8 protein-coding genes and 1 tRNA gene are annotated in these 23,514 nt (G+C 48.5%); 8 read left to right on the forward strand and 1 reads right to left on the reverse strand.

Annotation, left to right across the window (positions count from 1 at the left end; all coding sequences use genetic code 11):
• Window positions 1-117 precede the first annotated feature (117 nt).
• The 3 genes from PKI34_11280 to PKI34_11290 all read left to right on the forward strand — a co-directional run bounded on the left by PKI34_11280 (window position 118) and on the right by PKI34_11290 (window position 3,182).
• Window positions 118-489, forward strand: a complete 372-nt coding sequence (locus PKI34_11280) for a four helix bundle protein (protein HNS18392.1) — start codon at window positions 118-120, stop codon at window positions 487-489.
• 106 nt (window positions 490-595) lie between these two features.
• A tRNA-Arg gene (locus tag PKI34_11285) sits at window positions 596-672 on the forward strand.
• Between the two features lie 266 nt (window positions 673-938).
• Entirely contained in the window at window positions 939-3,182 is a 2,244-nt protein-coding gene (locus PKI34_11290; protein ID HNS18393.1) for a sigma 54-interacting transcriptional regulator, read from the forward strand.
• Between the two features lie 58 nt (window positions 3,183-3,240).
• On the opposite strand, the gene PKI34_11295 is transcribed toward PKI34_11290, so the two are convergent.
• Entirely contained in the window at window positions 3,241-4,473 is a 1,233-nt protein-coding gene (locus PKI34_11295; protein HNS18394.1) for an ATP-binding protein, read from the reverse strand.
• Between the two features lie 296 nt (window positions 4,474-4,769).
• Here PKI34_11295 and PKI34_11300 point away from each other — a divergent pair, with 296 nt between their 5' ends.
• The 5 genes from PKI34_11300 to PKI34_11320 form a co-directional block, all read left to right on the forward strand.
• Window positions 4,770-5,114 carry an antibiotic biosynthesis monooxygenase gene (locus tag PKI34_11300; protein HNS18395.1) on the forward strand — a complete coding sequence of 115 codons (345 nt, stop codon included), beginning with the start codon at window positions 4,770-4,772 and terminating at the stop codon, window positions 5,112-5,114.
• Window positions 5,115-5,166: 52 nt separating this feature from the next.
• A complete protein-coding gene (locus PKI34_11305; GenBank protein HNS18396.1) occupies window positions 5,167-7,902 on the forward strand; it encodes a SprB repeat-containing protein in 2,736 nt (911 codons plus the stop codon).
• A 44-nt stretch (window positions 7,903-7,946) separates the two neighbouring features.
• Window positions 7,947-9,086 carry a DUF11 domain-containing protein gene (locus PKI34_11310; protein HNS18397.1) on the forward strand — a complete coding sequence of 380 codons (1,140 nt, stop codon included), beginning with the start codon at window positions 7,947-7,949 and terminating at the stop codon, window positions 9,084-9,086.
• Window positions 9,087-9,129: 43 nt separating this feature from the next.
• Entirely contained in the window at window positions 9,130-18,462 is a 9,333-nt protein-coding gene (locus tag PKI34_11315) for an HYR domain-containing protein (protein HNS18398.1), read from the forward strand.
• Between the two features lie 110 nt (window positions 18,463-18,572).
• The coding region (locus PKI34_11320; GenBank protein HNS18399.1) for an Ig-like domain-containing protein at window positions 18,573-23,514 on the forward strand (4,942 nt) is incomplete at its 3' end.

Raw genomic sequence — 23,514 nt, forward strand, 5'->3', positions numbered from 1 at the left:
GAGAGGAGAGAGGAGAAAGGAGAGAGGAGAGAGGAGAAATAATTTTAAAATTTATGAAATTCAGGGTAACAAATGAAATGTTTTGGGGATTAACAGGATGAAGTAAATTAAATTATCATGAAGGAAAGACTCATCAATTTTGCTGTCTTGCTGATTGAGCTTTCACGTCATTTGAATCGAACCGTACATGGCAGAAATCTGGCCGGTCAGATAGAACGGTCAGGCACTTCGGTAGCTTTGAATTATGGGGAAGCATTGGAAGCATCTTCCAGGAAAGATTTTATCTTTAAAATGAGCATCATCCTGAAGGAGCTACGGGAAACGGAGATGAACCTTTGTATTATTCAAAAATCACACCTTTTAAATAATTCCGGTCCGCTTATTACGGCGATAAGAGAATGTAATGAGCTCATTTCCATATTTGTCGTCAGCATAAAGACTGCCAAGCGGAACCTGGCTCTGAAAGGAGAGAGGAGAGAGGAGAAATGAGAGATGAGAGATAATTTTGAAGGTATTTCTCCTCTCTCCTCTCTCCATTCTCCTCTCTCCTTTCAAAAAAATGTTTATTTTTGCCCCATAGAATCTCTTTCCCCTAGGTCCCGTAGTTCAATTGGACAGAACGTCAGATTCCGGTTCTGAAAGTTGGGGGTTCGAGTCCCTCCGGGATCACCAGAAACCTCGCGCTCAGCGCGAGGTTTTTGATATCAGATGAACGATTAACCGATATACGATGTAGGATTTGATATTCGATTTAAATCAGATATCAGATATCGGTTAATCGTTCATCTGATATCCATTTGCGTAATATTTTTCGCAGCCGGTTTGGTTAATTAATTAAAGATATCTATATTCGTTGCCTGAATAAACACCCATTTCTTACCTAAGGTTTTTAATTCCGTGATTTTCACCATGTAAAACATGGGAATCCGGAAGCAGGCATGACAACAAGGAAAGGCTTTCAGGAATTGCTCAAATTAATGGAATCCCGCGGAAATGCGGAGGACCTGCCATTGCTTTTTGAAACGATCGTTGGTACGTCCGAGGCAGTCGAGACCTGGATCAATCCGGAAGGGCAGATATACTATATTTCAGGGACCAGCTTTCAGTTGACCGGCTACACGAACAACGAAATTTTGGAGAATCCTGATTTAATGGAGAAAATCATTCATCCTCAGGATCGTGCTGTCTGGGCAGAGGAGGTTGAAAGGGCCATCCGGAACAGGGATGTTAAGGTGAGTTATGAAATTCGGATCATTGCCAGGGATGGGATTGTTAAGTGGATTGAAACGAGCTGGCATCCATTGAAGGACGTTCATGGACGTTATTATGGATGGAGGGCAATAACGACGGACATTTCCGGCAGAAAACAGCTGGAGAAAGCACATCAGATAACGCAAACCAGGTACCAGGCTATCCTGGACAGCCAGACCGAGTTGATCGTCAGGCATGACATCGACAGCACCATCACTTTTGTAAATGAGTCATTTGCACGGTTTGTCGGGGTGGGAGTCAATGATTTAATCGGGATGAAATGGATTGCCTTCCTCCCTCAGGAAATTGCTTTACAGGTCAAGACGGTCATGGAAGCGTTGACACCAGAAAATCCATCAGCTTCGATCGAGTTGCAAAACACCCGTCATGATGGTGTCATCCGGTGGATTAATTGGAGCAGTACGGGAATTTTTAGTAAGAATGGTGTTCTGGTCGAATTGCAGGTAGTGGGTCATGATATCACCGAAGAGAAGAATCTTTATCAGGAGCTTGTTCGATCAAACGAAGAAATTTCTTTGCTTAATAAAAAATTCGCCACTGCCCTGGATTATACGTATGATATTGAGGGTTGGATAATACCTGGTAGAGAATTACTTTATATTTCCCCCTCCTGTGAACGATTGACCGGTTATTCTCAGGATGATTTTACGAAAAATGTTAACTTCATTGAAGAGATCATCCATCCGGAGGACAGGCTGGTTTTTAAAGAACACAGGTTGAAGAGGAATCAGTCACATGAATCCATTTCGTGCCGGTACAGGATTATAAACAGACAGGGTAAGACCTGCTGGTTGGAGCAAATTGATAATCCTGTAATTGATGAAGAGGGGAAAGATCTGGGCTATCGTTTCAGTGTACATGACATTTCCGAACACATTACGGCGAAACAGAATTTGGAAAATGCCTTGGAGGAGGTTAAAAAGTTAGAACAAAAGCTTGAATCGGAGAACCTCTATCTGAAAGATCTGATCCGGCCCAGGATATCCACGCCGGGTGTCGTTGCCAACAGCGAAGGAATGAAACGGGTGATGGAACTGGCTCAAAAGGTGGCTGCAACAGATTCGGCCGTACTGATCACCGGGGAAACCGGGACCGGCAAGGAACTGATCGCCCGAACGATCCACCAGCAAAGCAGGCGTAGCAAGAAGCTGATGATCACCGTCAACTGCGCCGCTCTGCCTGCTTCACTGATCGAAAGTGAGCTATTCGGAAGGGAAAAAGGAGCCTATACTGGCGCGCTTACCAGGCAGATCGGGCGCTTTGAGCTGGCCAATCACTCGACCATTTTCCTGGATGAGATCGGTGAAATGCCGCTTGAGCTTCAGGTAAAACTTTTACGTATTCTTCAGTTTGGTGAGTTTGAAAGGATTGGAAGCCCGGAGACGCACAAAACGAACGTCCGTATCATTGCTGCCACAAACAAGGATCTGCAGAAGGCCCTGGATGAAGGAACGTTCCGCAAGGATCTTTTTTACCGCTTAAATGTGTTTCCGATCCAAATTCCTCCGTTACGGGATCGTCAGGATGATATTGCACCGCTGGTATGGACTTTTGTCAATGAGCTGGTTGAGCTAACGGGAAAAAGGATTGATACGATTCCGCGTAAAGTGATGGAAAAGCTTACCCGTTATTCCTGGCCGGGTAATGTCAGGGAATTACGAAATGTGATTGAACACGCCATGATCATCACCACCAGTCGCACCCTTGACATAGCACTTCCCACGACCTATCTGAGCGATCAGGTAAAAGTGGGTACCCTGGAAGAAATTGAGCGCCTGCATATTCTGGCCGTCTTGAAACAAACACACTGGCGGGTAAGGGGAGAGGACGGTGCAGCACAGATCCTGGGACTGAATGAAGCCACGCTGCGGTTCCGGATGAAGAAGCTGGGAATCCGGCGGCCGGAATGAACTGCAAACGGCTAAATGCAAACAACGAACTGTTCGAAGTGGACGAATCACTGATGGTTTATCGCCACAATTTATTCACCTTACATAATGGAAAAAAATAAATGACCATTTTCCCTTTTTGAACATGACCTTCATAAGTCTGGGAGAACATGTAGGCCTTTACCGGATTATATTTCTCAATGAAACTGTGATATGACAATGAAATTTTTTGCTCATACAGCTGAGTCTTTACTTCAACCGGGATCGGGCCATTTTTTTCAATCACAAAATCAACTTCTGCCCTGGATTTGGAACGCCAGTATTTGACACTGAGTTCATTTTTAATACATTCAGAAAATACATATTGCTCGTTAAGAACGCCGGTTATGGTCAGGGACTCTGAGAAATTTTCCAGGCAACTATTTCTGAAGCCATGGTCGATAAAATAAATTTTCGGGATTTTAACAAGTTCTGTCCGCCGGTTTGAATAATAGGGCCGGATGAGCGACAGAATAAAGGTCTTTTGAAGTATATCCAAATAGCGTTTAAGCTCGGGAATATTCGTCTCTGAAATATGGCACAACTCCTGGTAATTGATCATCCCACCCACCTGCAGAGAAAGCCCTTTTATCAGTTTCACCAATTTGTACTCGTTACTGATTTGGAAGATTTCACGGATCTCACGTAAAATATAGGTACTGAATATATTTCTGAGCACAAGCTGCTTCTCCTCATTGTCTTTCGACATCACGACTCTTGGAAATCCACCATAAAGAAGAAACTCCTTTAAATACACATTCATTTCATCAATGAGTGCCGTGCCGTAGTTGCCTTCGTCATACAAGGAGACCAGTCCAACAGACCGGGCTTTCAGAAATTCCCTAAAAGAGAAGGGAAATAAGGTAAAAATAAAAACACGTCCAGCAAGGAATTTCAGGCTCTCAACTGAAAGTTCAGCAGAGGATGATCCTGAAATCAGAATTTTTGTATCGGTATGATCATAAAGGTATTTGAGCTTCTTTCCACTTTCACGGGAATATTGAATTTCATCAATGAAAACGTATTCATAAGGAACCACGTGAAGCTTTTGAAAGGAAATGATGTCATCTTCGAACATTCGCATTATCCCAACATCATCAAACGAAATGAAATTCACCTGTTTACCCCCCTTTTTCAGCTCATTGGCGATATATTTCAGCAGCGTTGTTTTGCCGCATTGCCTGATGCCAACAACCGCAATGATCTCTTTTACATGAAGATATTTTTCGATGAGGGCTTCCAGGTCTCTGTGAATATAGTTCATTTTATCCATGCTGTTTTAGATTTAATTTTTATTTTGGCAGGGGTAAAGATAATAAGTATTTTAATAAAAATAAAATTCGAAATCAAAAAACAGGCACCAACGTAATCTAAATTCGCAAATTACTATTCACCTTTGGTATGCGCAAAATGTTGCACATAGTGTAATATATTGCGCATTTTAGTCTTATATAAGTCGATATGTTAGGGTCCATGGGCCTTTCTAATATAAACATAATGAGTGCATTATAAATGATCAGGCAGCGTTGGCATATAAATTGCCTGTAAAGGCGCACCCATTCACCACCCATGGTCATTTCGTGTTACACCCTGACGACTTCATTGAGCCGTTCCCAGGATTTACTGGATGTACTGAGGTCCATCAACGGTCCCACACTTTTCTCAAAAGGGTGTATTCTTTCCGATATATGGCAACATCCGGATAATCCGGGGATGTTCCTTCTTCATGAGGAATGGAGTTCCCTGGAAGATCTGAAAAATCACGTCAATTCTCCATTGTATCACCGTTTACTTTCAGCCATGGAGCTGTGCACCATGAAGCCTGAAGTGATCTTCATGGACGGCAGTGACCAGCGCGGTATGGAGTGGGTGGCGCAGGTACGGTCCCTCATAATAAAAGAAGACATATTATAACATATATATCTACCGGGTTCATAAATAGATGTAACAGAGAAATATAGAAATTATGAAGAAATATTTTACCCTCCTGCATTTCATTGGTTTGTTCACAGGATTATGCACGTCCACCGGAATTAATGCGCAGACCACCACTATTCCAGCGGGTTCTTTCATCATTAACATGGGGGTTACACCGCAAACGGTCTACAATGGAACCAAGCCCTATGGCCTTGTATATCAATTGTTATCACTCAAATGTCCCGTGCATTGGGTGATCAATCCAGCCAAAACCGATAAAGAAGCCACAGATTTTACCTACAATGGTGTGGATTTTAAAAGCGGGGCATTTATAGTAGAGGCACAGTACAGGACTGCTTCTGTAGACGCGCTTATCAGTACCTGGACGAATCCTTCAGGCTCTTATAAAGTAGTAGGAGTTACGACAACCTCCCCATTGACCCTGAATTTTCCCATTTTTAAAACATTGTATAGCATTCCCCGGTGGACCATGGATAAACAGAATGGTTCGATTGCGGTCAACTTTTTTAATTATGCCTCCATTCCGCCCGTAGCGTATGGTGGTTCCTCGAGTTCCGGATGGGATCTGCCCGCTGCATTGGATTGTTGTGATGATTTGTTTGTAATGCCACATGCTGATCCCACCTGGGCGACGCACAGGAACCTTTATGACTGGAATGAAAGCTGCAAAGGTGCCATCTGGCTTGGCTGTCATGCCGGGAGTGCCCTTGAAGATATGTTTGATAATATCATTATTGATGGGGATCCCATTGATCCAACCCAGCAAACCAACTTCCTGTCAGAAGAAAATGGACCGGCGGTGGGCTCGGGGCCCTATTCCGATCCGGGGAATGCTTTGATCTTATGGGGCGATCACAGCGCCGGGACATTACCGTACACGTTTAACAACACCTATGCTACTGATCCGGTCGCTCAGTTCCAAGGATCCATTGATGCGGCCACCCAGAATGGATCGGAACAGATCTACATTCCTGCTTTCCCCGGTGCTCAATCCAGCGGATGGCGGCCTACAACAAAAGTGCTGGTTTATGATCCAAATCATCCTCAGGCCTATCAGTACCCGAACACTCCTTTAACCCATGTGGGTGCCATCCTGGCGTATGGTCCCGGCCTGGGGGAATCCGACCGTGCCAATGTCATGCTGGAGGCCTCGCACAATATCTCCGGGACAGGACCTGCGAATGTGGCAGCTATGAGGGCATTTTTCAATTTTTCATTCCTGTCGTCAACCATAAAAATTGCCATCCCGGAAATCCAACCTCTTCCTAATCCATTGTATTCCGGTACACCTTACGAGTGTACTTTTACATGGTACGGCAATCAGACTCCCATAAGCATTCCCATCACAATTCAGTGGACTTCTTCCTGCGGAGGGACTTTCACACCAAATTCCACTTCCCAGACAGTCAATTTTACACCACCCACTGCTCCCAACCCCATCAGTTGCCAAATTTCCGTAACGGTTACAGACGCATGCGGGCGTGTAACTTTTGATACCCATTCGCAATTAATTCAATGTGATCTTTCGGTATCCAGTGCCATAACGAATCCATGTTATGGTGTTCCCAACGGTGGTGCAATCAGTATGACCGCTAACGGCGGTGAAACGATCTCCAGCTATTCCTGGACGAAGAGCGGCGGAGGAAGCGGTAGCGGAAGCGGGAGCGTCATTTCCAATTTATCGGCCGGTACGTATACGGTCACTGCAACAGCCACTAACGGGTGCATCGCGACTTTCACCGTCACTCTCACCGAATCCCCGCAGATCATTATCAATGCCACGCCGGTGAATGTGTCATGTAACGGTGGGGCTACCGGAGGCATCAACACCATGGTGTCAGGTGGTATCCCAGGATATACCTTTGCCTGGATCTCTCCGCCTACCGGATTTTCTTCCACCAACCAGAATCTAAGTGGACTGACGGCGGGTACGTATAACCTGACCGTCACCGACAGCAAGGGCTGTACGGCTGCGACATCGGCAGAAGTCACCCAGCCAGCAGCCATAGTCATCACTCCCACCATTACCAATGTAACCTGTTATGGTGAGAATAATGGAATCATCAACCTGTCTGTTTCCGGAGGAACTTCACCCTATACTTTTCTCTGGAATGATGGAAATTCTTCTCAGAACCGCACGGGTCTTGCTCCGGGAACCTATTCGGTGACCGTGACCGATGCGAACAGCTGCACACAGACCTATGAAAGCATCCTTGTCAGCGAACCGGCTACTGCCCTGATCCTCGGTGAAACCCATGTAAATGTGTTGTGCTACGGGGCATCGACAGGCTCCATTGACTTAACCGTAAGCGGAGGTACAGGTCCTTACACCCATAGCTGGACCAAAACCGGCACACCTGCCTACGGTGCCAGCACTGAAGACCTCAATGGACTTGCGGCAGGAACCTACAATGTAACTGTAACGGACAACAAGCTTTGTACAGCAACTTTAAGCATAGAAATTACTCAACCACCTGCACTTGTGCTGAATTTAACTATAACTCACCCAACCTGCCCTCCATCTGCCGATCCTCCGGTGAATGCCGATGGCACAATTGATCTTACCGTTACTGGGGGCACCGCTCCATATACGATTGATTGGAGCGATCTTCCAGGCGCCAGCGATCCGGAAGACCGCACCGGATTACAGGCAGGCGCCTATTCAGTGACTGTCACCGATGCCAGCGGATGTTCCATCACCACTTCTGAAAGTCTGAATTACATGAATCCCAATCCGATACCGCCGACAGGCATCAACCATTAATATCTCCCTCAAAGAATAGGTAACACTACGAAATAACACCAGTTATGAAGACAATGGCTCAAAAGATAACCGATCTGACCAAAACTGCTCGCCTGAAAACAGGGTTTATGCACTTTATCACACCAGCATTGACCGTAATGTTTTTACATCTTACGACTCAGTCACTGTTTGCACAGGTGACCGTGGATAATACCAGTAGTGGATCAGCCAGCACGAACGTTACGACCATTACTGTTTCACATACTACGGGTTCCGGTACTGACAGATTAATGCTTGTTGGAGTATCTGACAGAGAAAATGGTGTTATTTCGGTTACTTATAACGATGATCCTCTATCCTTGGTAGGTGAGCAAATAAGTTCCAATAATGCCCGCACCCATATTTTTTCTATGGTTAATCCACCCAATGGAACATTTGATGTCGTTGTCACTACAACAAATAATTTTGATAAAGGTGGAATTGTTGGTGTCATGACATTCACAGGGGTTGATCAAAATACACCGTTAAATACGTATGCATCGAGTTCGGGTACTTCAGGTGATCCTACTCTGACAAACATTGCGTCAGGTACTAATGAACTTATGTATGATGTGGTGGCTTTCCGAAACCGAAACCTCACAGGACCAGGCATTGGACAAACACAGCGATGGTATATTAACAGTGGTGATGAAATGCGAGGCGGAGGTAGTACCAAACCAGGAACTTCATCACCGGTAACTATGACATGGACAAGAGAAGTAACCAATAATGAAGACTGGTCGATGAGTGCCGTTTCCATTAAGTCGACTCCCATTGCCGACCTCCAAATCACTAAAACGGTTAACAATCCGACTCCTTATGTTGGCCAAACCATCACGTTCACCTTGACAGCAACGAATACCGGACCTGGCACTGCACAGAATGTAGCTGTCAATGATTTGCTGCCTGTAGGTTACACGTATGTATCCCATTCGACCGCCACGGGAACTTATACTGGAGGAACCGGGGTCTGGGATATTGGCACTCTGAATGCAAGCACATCCGCTACATTAACTATCAACGCAGTGGTCAATGCAAGCGGATCGTATAGTAATACCGCCACCATTACAGGAGATGTAGTTGACAATACTCCGGGAAATAACAGTGCAACTGTCAGCATAACGCCATGCCAGGCGGGCGGCACAGCACCATTGTTTAATAATTGACATGCAGATTTTCACAAAAAACCACGCTGTAAAAAGTACAGTTATGAAGAATACATACCCCAACCCGACCACCAGGATTGATCGTATCAAAGCATTATCCTTTATCCGGAAACTCGGCTTTATCTCGCTTTTAGTGCTATTCCTGGTCACTACTGCGGGTAATCTGTGGTCTCAAGTATCGGTAGATGCCACAAGTTCTGGCTCTGCAACCGCTGGATCCTCCATAACGGTCAGCCATACAACAGGAGCAGGATCCGACAGGTTAATGCTTGTCGGGATTTCGAGCAGGGACCGTACCGTTACGGGTGTAACCTATGGTGGAACTGCCTTGACATTAGTTGGTGCACAGACATCCAACGGAAATGCAAAAACGGCCATATACAGGCTTATAGCTCCTGCCTCCGGAACGGCCAGCGTAGTGGTATCCTTCAGCGGGACTGTCGGCAAAGGAGCCGTTGTGGGAGTCATGACCTTTACCGGAGTCAACCAGACGACTCCTTTGGGCACCTATGCATCGAATGTCGGGAACAGCACCAATGCAACGCTTAATGTCACTTCAGCCAGCAGCGAGCTGGTGTTTAACGTGGTTTCAGTACAAAATCAGAATGTCAACAATACTACAGGGCAAACGCAACGGTGGAACGTTAATACTGCTTCCGAATGTACAGGGGCTGGTTGTACAAAGCCTGGTTCCGCTAATACATCCTTATCGTGGACACTGATAAAAGATGACTGGTCAATGAGCGGGGTTTCTATTAAACCCTTAGCCGCAAGCGATATTCAAATCACAAAGTCTTCCACTCCCACTACACCTGTTCTGGGTTCAACGGTTACATTCACTCTTACAGCAACGAACAACGGACCGGATGCGGCTACAGGTGTTACTGCCAGCGATGTTTTACCAAACGGTTTTCAGTATGTTTCCCATAGCACTGCTACGGGAACAGCTTCCTATAACAGCGGCAATCAGACGGTTACCTGGAGCATTGGCAGCCTCGCCAATGGAGCAAGTGCAACTTTGACCATTGATGCGACAGTATTGTGCGGTAATGACTATAAAAACATCGCCACCATCACCGGCAATCAACCTGATCCTGAAACAGCCAACAACACCGCAGTGCTGATCATCAGTCCTCAGAATACTATATCAACCTTTTATCAGATCTGTGAGGGGACGACCTACAATTTAACCCAGCATAATCCCTGTAATACACCTGCCAGTATGAATGTTACATGGCATACGGCCACACCGGCCACCTTAGGAAACAAGGTGGCCACACCTTCGGCTGTGCCGGCCGGTATCTATTATGCAGCTTTCGAGGATGCCACTAACAGTTGTTACAGCCCAGCCACTGCATTTACAATTGCCAATTATCCCACGATCACGGCAAGTCTGGCTGCCAGCCCCAATCCTGTTCTCTGCAATGGCGGAACCACCACCCTCACCGTTTCCGCCAGCGGCGGTACCGGAACCCTTCAGTACAGCCTTAACGGTGGTCCTTACCAGTCCGGCAATACCTTTACCGCAGGTGCAGGCACCTACACGGTGACTGTCCGGGACGCAAGTCCAAACCCCGGACCCTGTACAGTTACCACCAATACTGTTACTGTGACCCAGCCGACAGCACTATCTATTTCACTCGTTGCCAAAACAGATGTGAGCTGTAACGGGCAGAGCACCGGAAGCATCACTATCGCCGGAAATGGCGGAACTGTGCCCTATTCTTACAGTATCAACGGAACTAATTATTATGCTTCAGGTACTTTTACCGGATTGGCGGCAGGTCCGTATACTCTTTATACCAAAGATCTCAACAATTGCGGCCCGGTCACCCTGAGTGTGACCATAACTGAACCGGCTGCCTCTCTTTCGCTGATTCCAACCGTCATTCAACCAACATGTTACATTGACGGAAGCATAACCTTGGTTGTAAGCGGTGGCACAACACCCTATACCTGCGATTGGAGTGATCTGCCGGGAACGAGCAATCCTGAGGACCGTACCGGATTGCTGCCGGGAACCTATTCCGTCACCGTCACAGATGCCAACGGATGTACCATTGTCTCCGGTCCTCACATTTTGAGTACTCCGGTAGATTGTATAGGGTACGATGTATGCCGCTCAGATGCCGCCAGTGTATTTTCGGTGTACCCTGATCCTGAAAATGATTCCTATATTTGGACTGTTCCCCCAGGAGCAGTGATCGTATCGGGGCAGGGCACTCCTTCGATAGTTATCAACTGGAGTGATGTGACACCGGGAACTTATCAGGTGTGTGTTGTCGCACACAATATTTGCGGAACGACGTCTCAGATTTGCAGGGACGTGTATGTTCATGAAGCTATAGCTACAGCCTCAGCCAGTCCTGTATGCGAAGGGGGTGCACTGGAGCTTTTTGCCAGTGGTGGTGTCAGTTATTACTGGACCGGTCCCAGCGGATTTACCTCTTCCAGTGCAAATCCCATCATTTTTAACGCAACTGCCCTGAACAACAATGGCATTTACACGGTTACCGTGACGAATGAGGATGGTTGCACCGCCACTGCAAACGTAAGTGTAAGCGTTGGGGCTCCGCCTGTTCTTACTGGAACGGTGATCAGTCCTGCTGCCTGTGGTCAACCCATCGGTTCGATCGATCTTAATCCGTCAGGTGGATCCGGAAGTTATTCCTATGACTGGAACAATGGAGCCACCACCCAGGATCTGACCAGCATCCCTGCCGGGAATTATACTGTTTTGGTTACAGATATCGTCACACTGTGCTCCACTGAAGAAACCTATTCTGTTTTTGATCTGGACGGGCCGGTTGCCTCACCGGCGACCAATGATCTATCCTGTTACGGCGATTCGAATGGATCCATTGATCTTACTGTCACACAATCTCCAGCCCAGACACCTTATACGTATCTATGGTCCAACGGAGCCACGACAGAGGATATTGCAGGACTTTCAGCAGGAGAGTACAGCGTGGTGGTTACGGATAAGAATGGTTGCAAAGGGGCTGCATCGGTTACGATTCAACAACCGGCTTCCCTTGTGATTGATGAGGTCCATACCAATGTGAGCTGTTATGGTGGAGGTGGTGCTTCTATAACCGCACTGGTTTCAGGAGGGACATCTCCTTACAGCTATTCCTGGACAAAGGATGGAAGTCCTTTTGGAAGCAATACCAATCACCTGACCGGATTATATGCCGGAACATATGTTGTGACTGTGCTGGATAACAAGGGATGTACGGCAAACCTGACCATTACGGTCACACAGCCGGTTGCCGGATTGTCAGCAGCGCAAATCATTACGCATGTCAGCTGTAATGGCGCTTCAGATGGACAAATTATTTTAAATGTAACCGGCGGAACCGATCCTTATATATATTCATGGTCAGGGCCCGGAGTCTTCTCTGCGACCTCAAAAGATATTTCTAATCTTCCGGCAGGATTTTACACTGTGATCATTACCGATTATAACGGTTGTATCCTTGAAATAGAGAATATTGAGATCACACAGCCGGATGCGCTTGCAGTTTCTGGTATACCAACATATGTCAGCTGTTATGGCAGTAACGGAGGTGCCATTGATTTGACTGTAACCGGTGGGACTCCGATGTATTTCTATTCCTGGTCGAATGGCATGAACACACAGGATCTGACGGGGCTGGCCGCAGGTACGTACAGTATCATCGTCACGGATGGTCATGGCTGCCAGGCGACCGCTTCATTTACGATTACGGAGCCACCGTTGCTCAGTGCTTCAGCTTCTGCCGCCGATGCTACATGTTACGGAGCAGCCACTGGTAGCATTGCTTCATCAGTCAGTGGAGGGACTCCATCGTATACCTACCTCTGGTCAAATGGTGCCACTTCACCGGATCTTACGGGTGTCGGTGCGGGCACTTATTCTGTGACCGTGACCGACAGCAAGGGATGTACGGCAGTGGCCAGTGCCACAGTTAATGAACCCTCAGGTGTTGTCGTAACCGGGGTAGTTACCAATATCTTATGCTATGGCGGATCCACAGGTGAGATAAATATTACCGCAAGCGGAGGAACAGGCGTTTACACGTACGACTGGGATGACATTTCCGGTACAAATGATTTCGAGGACAGGACAGGTCTCCTTGCCGGGAGTTACCACGTTACGGTATATGATGCATCTAACTGCACGGCTTCTGCCACATATACCATCACCCAGCCTGCGGCTGTTGCCCTGTCAGAAACCCATTCCAATATTTCGTGTTATGGCGGATCCGATGGCAGCATCGATCTTACCGTGACCGGTGGCGTCGCTCCCTATACGTATTTATGGTCGAATGCTGCTACCACTGAAGATATCACGGGGCTGATTGCCGGCGCCTATTCCGTCACTGTAACGGATGTCAATCTTTGCACTGCCGTTCTTTCAGGAATAACCATCAGTGAACCTCCATTGCTTGTACTCACCCTTTCACATGAAGATGTGACCTGCAAGGGAGGCAATGATGGAAGCGCAACGGCAAGTCCCACTGGCGGAACCTTGCCCTTCAGTTATTTATGGTCCAATGGATCAACCTTACCAACAGCCTCCGGCCTGATTGCAGGATCTTATTCAGTCGTTGTAACCGATACCAAGGGTTGCACTGTCAACGGAAGTGTCACGATCACCGAACCTTCTGCTGAGATAGAGCTTTATGCAACGACCGTGGATGCTTCTGCATGTGGTGGCAATACAGGATCAATAGACCTCACGGTTGTCAATGGAATATCACCTTTCTCGTACGTATGGTCAAACGGTTTTACCAACCAGGATCCGTCTGGACTTGCTGCTGGAACATACAGTGTGACAGTGACCGATGCGGATGGATGTTCTGCGACGTTAAGCGATATCACAGTCAGTTCAGCACCCACCCTTGTCGTTACAGTCACCCCCTATGACCGGAGTTGCCTGGCTGCGGATGGTTCAGCATATGCAGAGATAACAGGCGGAACAGGCCCCTATTCCTATCTTTGGTCAACAGGTGCCACTACGAGCTACATTACGGGCCTGGATGCCGGCACTTATTCAGTAACCGTTACCGATGCCAATGGGTGCACCGACGATGGAAGCGGAACGGTCATCATGCCCAGCTGCTCGGCACCGGTTGCACTTGATGATTATTTTATCACCTGCTCGGGTACAGTGGTTACGGGGTCTGTGGCCAGCAATGATTATGACGGCGACAACACCCTGTCTGAGCTGGAATTCCTGCCCCTGAACGGACCAACTGACCAGCAGGGCACCATCGCCTGGGATCCATCCTACAATGGTTCCTTTACGTTTACCCCGACTCCTGGTTATACCGGGACATTGACCATCACCTATCTGGTTGAGGATCCGGCTGGCTTAACGGACGAGGGTCTGCTGACAATTTACATATCCCAGATTTCCGCAGAAATTACTGCAGCGAATACGACTCACGAATCCTGCGGTCTCCATAACGGAACCGCAACGGTAGCGGTAACACCCGATGAATCAGCCGGTTTTGGGCCCTATTCCTATTCCTGGAATACCACCCCTGTGCAAAGCACGACCACCGCATCAAACCTTGCAGCCGGAACGTATACCGTTACGATCACTGATGCAAAATTGTGTTCGGTGACAGCCTCAGTGACGATCGAGAATGTTTGTCTCACGATCGTTAAAACACTGTACTCAGTGAATGGTAACACTTCGGCTACAACCTACAATGCGACAGATGATGTGATTACTTACCATATAGTGGTGACCAATACAGGCACGGCTGCACTGAATGGTATAACTGTTACGGACCCATTAACAGGTATGAATGAGACGATCGCGACCCTTGCACCGGGAGCATCCCAGACATTTACAACAACTTATACTGTACTAACTTCGGATCTTTCAGCCGGAAGCATTTACAACATCGCAACTGCGAATTATTCGTACAACGGCCAGGATTATACAACAAGTGACAGTGAGACCATTCAATCCGGGAATGCAGATGTATCCATTGTGAAAACCTGTACAACATCGCCGGTTGTTGCCGGGCAGATGGTATATTATTCCATCACAGTGACCAATGCGGGGCCGAGCACTGCCCTGAATGTCGAGGTTGCCGATGTGAATGCGTCGCTGAGCAACATGCAGTTTTCAACCGACAATGTGGTTTGGAATCCATGGATCAGCCCACACATAATTGGTACTTTAAATGCCGGCGGTACTACAGTTATTTATTTAAAAGGAACGGTGCCAAGCAGTTTAACAGGTAATTTAGTCAATACAGCAACCGTAAATTCGACAAACGATAACAACACCAGCAATAATTCCAGTACGGTCACTTCGCCGGTGACAACTTCAGCCGATATGGCGATCACTAAAATCTGCAACACTTCCCCGGTAAAAAAGAATCATTTAATAAATTATACTATTACAGTTGTCAACAACGGCCCCAGCGATGCCTTATCCGTATCTGTAGCCGATGTTATAAATACAATCTATATCTCTAATCCTGAATACTCTACGGACGGCGGTACCAACTGGAACCCCTGGACCAGCCCGTTGAATATCGGAACGTTGACAGTCAATTCCACTTATACGTTTCAACTTCAGGGAATGGTCACCGACCTGGCTGTTTCACCACTGATAAATACTGCCTCTGTTTCATCCACTACACCTGATCCGGATATTGATAACAATACAGCATCCGTCAGTACGACGTTAAACAAGGAAGCTGATCTGTCCATTGTTAAGACCGACCCTGCTTCTGTCACTGCCGGGACCCAGATAAGCTATTCCATAACGGCTACAAACAATGACAACAACTTTGATGCGACCAATGTAACCATCACCGATAACATCAATTCCTCATATATTTCAAATGCAGAATACTCTGACGATGGTGGGTCCACCTGGATAGTATGGAGTGGCTCTTATCCCGTAGCATCATTAAATCACGGTTCTTCGGTGACGATTTTAATCAGAGGAACCGTACTGCCGGGGGTCACCACGAACGTACCGAATACTGCCAGTGTGAACAGCAACGATGTACCCGATCCAGTTCCCGGTAACAATTCATCCAGCACTTCGACTCCTGTTACTGTTTCTGCCGATCTGAGGATAATAAAAACCGTTACGACCTCTCCCGTGGTTGCCGGCGGGACCATAACCTGGGATATAGAAATCAGGAATCTCGGTCCAAGCAATGCGGTAGCCGTAATCTCAACGGATGCACTTCCAACCGGTTTAAATACTGTCCAGTATTCCACTGATAATGGGACTACCTGGACCAACTGGCCTGCCGATAATACTTTTATATTGGGTGATCTTGCCTTTAATATGACTACCGGGATCAAGGTCAGGGCCAATGTTGATGTTACCAATTGTGAACCGATAACGAACACTGCCCACGTTACCTCATCGACACCTGATCCCAATTTGGATAATAACACTTCAATCTCAGGGCCGATCCCTGTTATTGACCAGACCCCGCCTTCCATAATCTGTCCGGCAACTATTTCAGTGAGCTGTGAAGCTTCAACAAGCCCAACCAGCACGGGTACCGCCACTGCCACCGATAACTGCACGGCTGCCGGGGCGATAACCATTTCCCATACCGACCAGACGGTGGCAGGCAGTTGTCAGAACAATTACACCATCAATCGCATCTGGACAGCCACGGATGGCAGCACTAATTCATCTTCCTGCACGCAGGTCATTACAGTTTATGATAACACCCCACCAACGATCAGCTGTCCTTCTGATGTTTCGGTGGAATGTACCCGGGATATTCCTGATGTCAATACTTCCGCTGTGACGGCTACCGATAATTGCGGAGGCACGGTGATCGTGAACTGGGTGATTGATGAAATTTCCGACCAGACGTGCGCTAACCGGTACACCCTTACCCGTACCTACCGGGCAACCGATGCCTGCGGGAATGCAGCCACCTGCCAGCAGGTCATTACGGTTTACGATGATACGCCGGCCACATTCGATGCACCTCCTGCTGTGACCATTTCCTGTGAGCAATCGACAGATCCATCCAATACCGGTCAGCCTTCGAATATTGTCGGCAATTGCGGGGGCACCAACCAGAACTGGACCTATTCCGATCAGTGGCAAACCGGGCCCGGCTGCAACGGCACCGGAACCATCCTGAGAACCTTTACTGTTACGGATCAGTGCGGGAATTCAAGCACCGGCACGCAGACTATCGTCATCATTGACGGTATATTTCCGCAGATCACCTGTCCGGCCGACCAGGTCCGCAGCACAAATCCGGGAGCCTGCATCTATACAGCGTCCGGAACGGAATTCAATCCGTTAACAGCTACCGACAATTGCGGTATCTTGAGTGTGGTCAACAACCTGAACGGAACCGGTACACTGGCAGGATATGTTTTTAGCAAAGGAACGACGACCGTCATCTGGACCATTACAGATGGCTGCGGACAAGCAGCGTCGTGCAGTTTTACGGTGACCGTAAACGACAATGAGGATCCTGCGATCACCTGTCCGGCTGATATGAATGTTCCGAATGATCCGGGTGTATGCGGTGCAGTGGTCAATTATACGGCTCCCGTAGGTACCGACAACTGTCCCGGAGCCACCACAGAGCAGATCGCCGGTCTGCCCAGTGGCAGCACATTCCTTCCGGGAACCACGATCAATACGTTCCAGGTGACTGATGCTGCAGGTAATGCTGTTACGTGCTCCTTCAATGTCACTGTGGATGACTGCGCTGACCTGGCCATTGTCAAGACCGACTTACCGGATCCGGTCACTGCAGGAGGCGCATTGACGTATGCCTTAACGGTGACCAACTATGGTCCTTCTCAGGCGCAGTCAGTTACCGTTGCTGATGTTGTTCCAGCATCTGTGCTTAGTCCGCAGATCAGCCTTGATGGAGGAACCAGCTGGGATATATGGCAGGGATCTTACTCCTACGGTTCGCTGGCTTCCGGCAGCAGCTTCAGTTTCATGATCCGCGGAACCGTCAGCTGCGACACACCTGACGGAACGCTGTCCAACACCTCAACAGTTGCAAGTACTACCGCCGAAGGGAATTCCGCTAACAATACAAGCACGGCGACCACACAGGTGACCGGTCTGGGAACACCGGGCCCCATTGAGGCCGGACAGACGGTCTATTGTGCTGCTGATGAGGGTTACACATTCTCAATTCCGCCAGTGACGGGAGCGACTGGCTATACCTGGACCGTGCCCCTGGGATCAACGATCACGGTGGGTCAGGGTACGACGACCATCACCATGAATGCAGGGAGCACCAGCGGTAATGTTTGCGTGGAGGTGAGCTTTGCAGGCTGTCCCGGCAAAACTGCCTGCCTGGCCATTGAGATACAGAATATATTGCCTAAACCGGTGTTCAAACCCGAATAAAAAATATCATCCATCTGGATGAGCAAACGATATAAAATAGGATTGGAAAATGTTCACAACCGGCTGCTGTTTGCAAAGGGTGTGAGTTAAACATACAAATCAGGAAACGTATGAAAAAGGCTTTACTAAGTTTGATGACCTGCGGTATCTTAATGTACTTTCCGGCCATGGCTGACGACTTTCAAGTCACTACGACCAGCGACAGCGGTCCGGGCTCGCTCGGGCAGGCCATCCTGAATGCTAACGGCAATGCAGGCGCCGATAACATTTTTTTCAATATCCCGGGCTCAGATCCGAATTATACTGGTGGTGTCTGGATTATCACCCTGGAAGATAATCTCCCGGAGATCACCGATGCCGTAACTATTGACGGACTGACGCAGCCGGGCGCTTCGGCCGGCAACCTGATGGCCGGCACGCCGCATACGATCAAGATTGAGATACGGGGTTTGGATGTATCGGATCCGATGGACTGGAACAAGGACGGCTTTTGGATCACGTCCGATGGTTGCACAATCCGGGGTTTAGCCGTGAACCGCATGAATCAATATTGCATCTCATTTGTCGGTTCTGAAAACAACACGGTTCAAACCTGTCATATCGGGTTGAATGCTGCAGGATTATGGGCGGATAACAGCACAAACTATGGAAACGGAATTTATCTTGAAGCCTGCGGTACAACCCTCATCGGCGGAGCAGGGACCGGCAGCGGGAATGTCATCGCCGGCACCTACCAGGAAGCTATCTTAGCAGATGACGACGGAACGCCATTGAATGGATGCCAAAACCTGACCATCCAGGGGAACATCATCGGGTGGAATTGTACAGGACAGGGCGGTAATGAAGATTTTGCCTGCAACCGCGCCATTGATCTTAACAATACGTCCCAGGTCCTGATTGGAGGAACCACTCTTCAGGAACGAAACGTGATCGCCAACTGCGGTGACAATATTACATTCAATTACGGTGACAACGTCCCGTCAGCAACACCTTGTACCAGTATCAGCATAAGGGGGAATATCATCGGAGCCGACAGAACGGGAACGCTTGCAGGATTTGGCTCCGTGAATGACAAGGGTATTCAGATGAATACCTGCACAACGGTGACGATCAGCGATAACCTGATCAGCGGAAACCGGTATCAGCAAATGTATGGAGAATACTGCAGCGGCCTTACGATGACCGGGAATAAAGTGGGGACGGATATCTCAGGCATGAGCTCACTTATTCCGGCCGGATATCCTTCAGATAAAGAAGGACTTTATTTTGATCACCTTTCCAATTCGACCATCGGTCCGGACAACCTGATATCCGGAATGACAGACGGTTTTGGTATCGTATTATTAGGAAGTAATTATGTCATGATCCGTGGTAATAAAATCGGAACGGATATCCTTGGCAACCCGGTTTTGGGCAATGCCTACGGCGGGATAGACCTGGATTACTCGAACAATATCACCATTGGCGGAAGAGCTGTAGGCGATGGCAACATCATTGCAGGAAACCAGGATCATGGTGTTTATTTATGGTATGATTCAGGCAATGGTTACAATAATCTTATAGCCGGCAACAGCATTTTCGACAACCAGGGCCTGGGAATTTCATTGGGGGGAGGAAGGTCGGAAAATGACATCAATGATTCCGATAACGGAGCTAACCGTCTTCAGAACTTTCCGGTCATTACCGGGATCACTCATTCTGGGCTCAACACGGATATAACTGCTACTCTAAACAGCACCCCCAGTGCCAGTTTCACTATTGATTTTTACTGGAGCCCGAATATCTATTTCAATGATGATGACTATCAAAGTTACGGCCAGGGTAAGGTGTACCTGGGAAGCACATCCGTGACCACCGATGGTTCCGGGAATGCAGGTCCCTTCAACTTCACGGCTCCAGGGCTGATCCCGGATGGCTGGTATGTAACGGCCACTGCCACCGATGTGTCCAACAACACCTCTGAATTCAGCGATTATTATATGTTTGGCGCAGCTGCAAATATTCATGTCGTCACAAACTGCTATGACGACGAATCCAATATGGTACCCGGTTCACTCCGGCAGGCGATCCTCGACGCCAACGCCCATCCGGGACTGGATTACATCCATTTTAACATCCCCGCCTCCGATGCGGGGTATGTGGCTTCAAGGGATTACTGGAGCATACAGCCTTATTCAGGATTGCCCATTATTACCGACCCGGTGGTAATCGATGGGTACACACAGCCCGGCGCTCAGCCAAATACCACCTGCATGCCCGACAACACGGATGCACAGCTTAAAATTGAGATCAGCGGCCTCCAGTGTTCCGAGATGAAACGGGGGTTCACCCTGGATAACGGAGGGGGAATCAATCCCCTGCTTGAAAATTGCGTGATCAGGGGCCTGGTCATAAACAACTGGTTTTACGGAGGAATTGCCACCTATGGGGTCACAAATTCAAGCATCGAGGGCAACTACATCGGTACGGATATTACCGGCACCCTTGCTGCAGGAGGCCAGTGGGAAGGGATCGAAATTAAGACCAACTCTTCCCATATCACCATTGGAGGGACTTCACCCGACAAACGCAACGTGATTTCCGGGAACCTTGGCAATGGTATATATATCGATGATGGAGTTGATTATATCACCATACAAGGGAATTATATAGGTACCGAAAAAAGCGGAACACTCCCCTTGGGGAACGGAGACAATGGCATCTATCTATACGAATTTAACGATTACTGTCTGATCGGCGGTACCACGGCCTGTTCCCGTAACATCATCTCGGCCAACGGAACCGACATAACAGGAGATCTCGGCCGGTGTGGGATCTTCTCCGATGTTGACAATTTTACTTACAATACCATCATCGGCAATTTTATTGGCACGGGGGCCACTGGTACCGAAAACCTGGGAAACGTTCACAGCGGCATTTCACTCCGGGATGCTATTTCTTATAATACCATCGGAGGGACCAGTCCCGGCGAAGGTAACGTAATCGTAAACAACGGCTGGGCCGGGATCAATTTAAGGGATGAGGATCCTACCAGCATCTGCAACAGGATCTCCGGCAACTCCATCTTCAACAACGGCATGCTGGGCATTGACCTGGACGACCATTCCTATGGAAATTATGAACCGGGAGGGGTGACCGAAAATGATCTCGTTGATCCGGACAGCGGTGTGAACGGATTCCAGAATTTCCCGGTGCTGACAACGGTTGTTTCGAATATTTCGAGTTATACAAACGTTACAGGGACGATCAACACCAATAGCAACTCCAACATCGTCATCGAATTCTTTTCCAATCCCGGGCTGGATCCGACAGGCAACGGCGAAGGACAGACCTACCTGGGGACAACGACCGTGACAACAGATGGCAGCGGCAATGCTTTGTTTGATGTTTCTTTGCCGAAAGGAGTCACGTTCGGCTCGTACATTACCACCACCGCCACCTTGGTGGATGGCACCTGTTTTTCCACCTCCGAGTTCAGTGACGGCTTTGGGGCCGAGATCGTTCCCGACACGGTTTATGTCTATGAAACGAATTACACGGTTGAGGTCTACCGGGATCCGGAAGCCATTGCCTATTACTGGTCCATATCTCCTGATGGCCCGGTTCTCACTCCGGGTACCCCTCCCAACGATCATATTGTTTCCATTGACTGGTCGGATGCGGCTCCCAACACGCTGTACACGCTGAGTGTGCAGGTTGAGAACGAATGTGGCATCAGCGAGGCCAGCAACAGGCAGTTTCAGCTGTTGCAGTGTGATTTCGGGGACGCGCCCGACAATCTGGCAACGATCATTTATCCTACACTACTCATTAACGACGGTGCCAACCATGGGATCGTGCCCAATTTCAGCATAGGCACCACCGTTGACGGGGAATCCGACGGTCAGCCTTCGGCCAATGCCGGTTTCAGTGGTATTGATGGCGATGACGGTCTTGGAACAATTCCCGATGATGAAGATGGCGTGACTTTTCCCACGTATTTAATTCCCGGCCAGACGCAGACCATAACGGTTGTGGTCAACGGAGCCGGTGGAAAATTAAGTGCCTGGATCGACTGGAACGCGAATAACAACTGGGCGGATGACGGCGAACACATTGCTGCAGATGTAATGGACAACGGTACCGGCGATGGCAGTCCCGCGACGGGTACGATCCAGTTTAATGTCAGCGTCCCTGCAGATGCCGTTACCGGTTACACCTTTGCTCGTTTCCGCTGGTCAACAAAGCCCAACCTGACGTACACCGGCTTTGCGCCGACAGGGGAAGTGGAGGATTACCGTGTGGAGATTACATCACAGGCGGATCTGGTAACCCTTAAAACGCTGGCCAGTGGAGATCCGACTCCGAATGAAGGGGACATTGTCACTTTTACCATTACTGTAACCAACAACGGTCCTGCCCAGGCCAATAATGTTACCCTGACTGATCTTATCCCAGATGGTCTGACTCCGACGGTAAATAATGGGACTGTAACGCAAGGAACCTATAATTCAGGTAACGGTGTTTGGACTGTTGGCAACTTAGCCTTATCTGCCAGTGCTACGCTAACCATTGAAGGGACGGTTAATGTGGGGCAGGGAGGGAACACCATAACCAACACGACGACTGCTGCCACCAGCGACCAACCTGACCCGACGACGGTTGGCGATGATCTGGAAGAGTCGGTGGAGGTTAATGATTGGCCGATAGCGAACGATGATGTCAATGCCACGGATGAGGATACGCCGGTGAGCGGCACGGCGCAGACGAACGACACGCCCAGCGGTGATGGCGGGAACGTCTGGACGCTGGTAGGCGAAGACGGGGGAGCTCTTCACGGGGAGGTGACGATGAACCCCGACGGGAGTTATACCTACACGCCGGATCCTAACTACAACGGTACGGATGTGTTCACCTACCAGGTGTGTGACGTGGACGGTGACTGCGATGAGGCGACGGTGACCATCACGATCGATCCGGTGGATGACCAGCCTGTGGCGGTGGATGATATAAATACGACGGATGAGGATACGCCGGTGAGCGGCACGGCGCAGACGAACGACACGCCCAGCG

It is taken from the genome of Bacteroidales bacterium (assembly GCA_035342335.1).
Taxonomy (GTDB): Bacteria; Bacteroidota; Bacteroidia; order Bacteroidales; family JAGONC01; genus JAGONC01.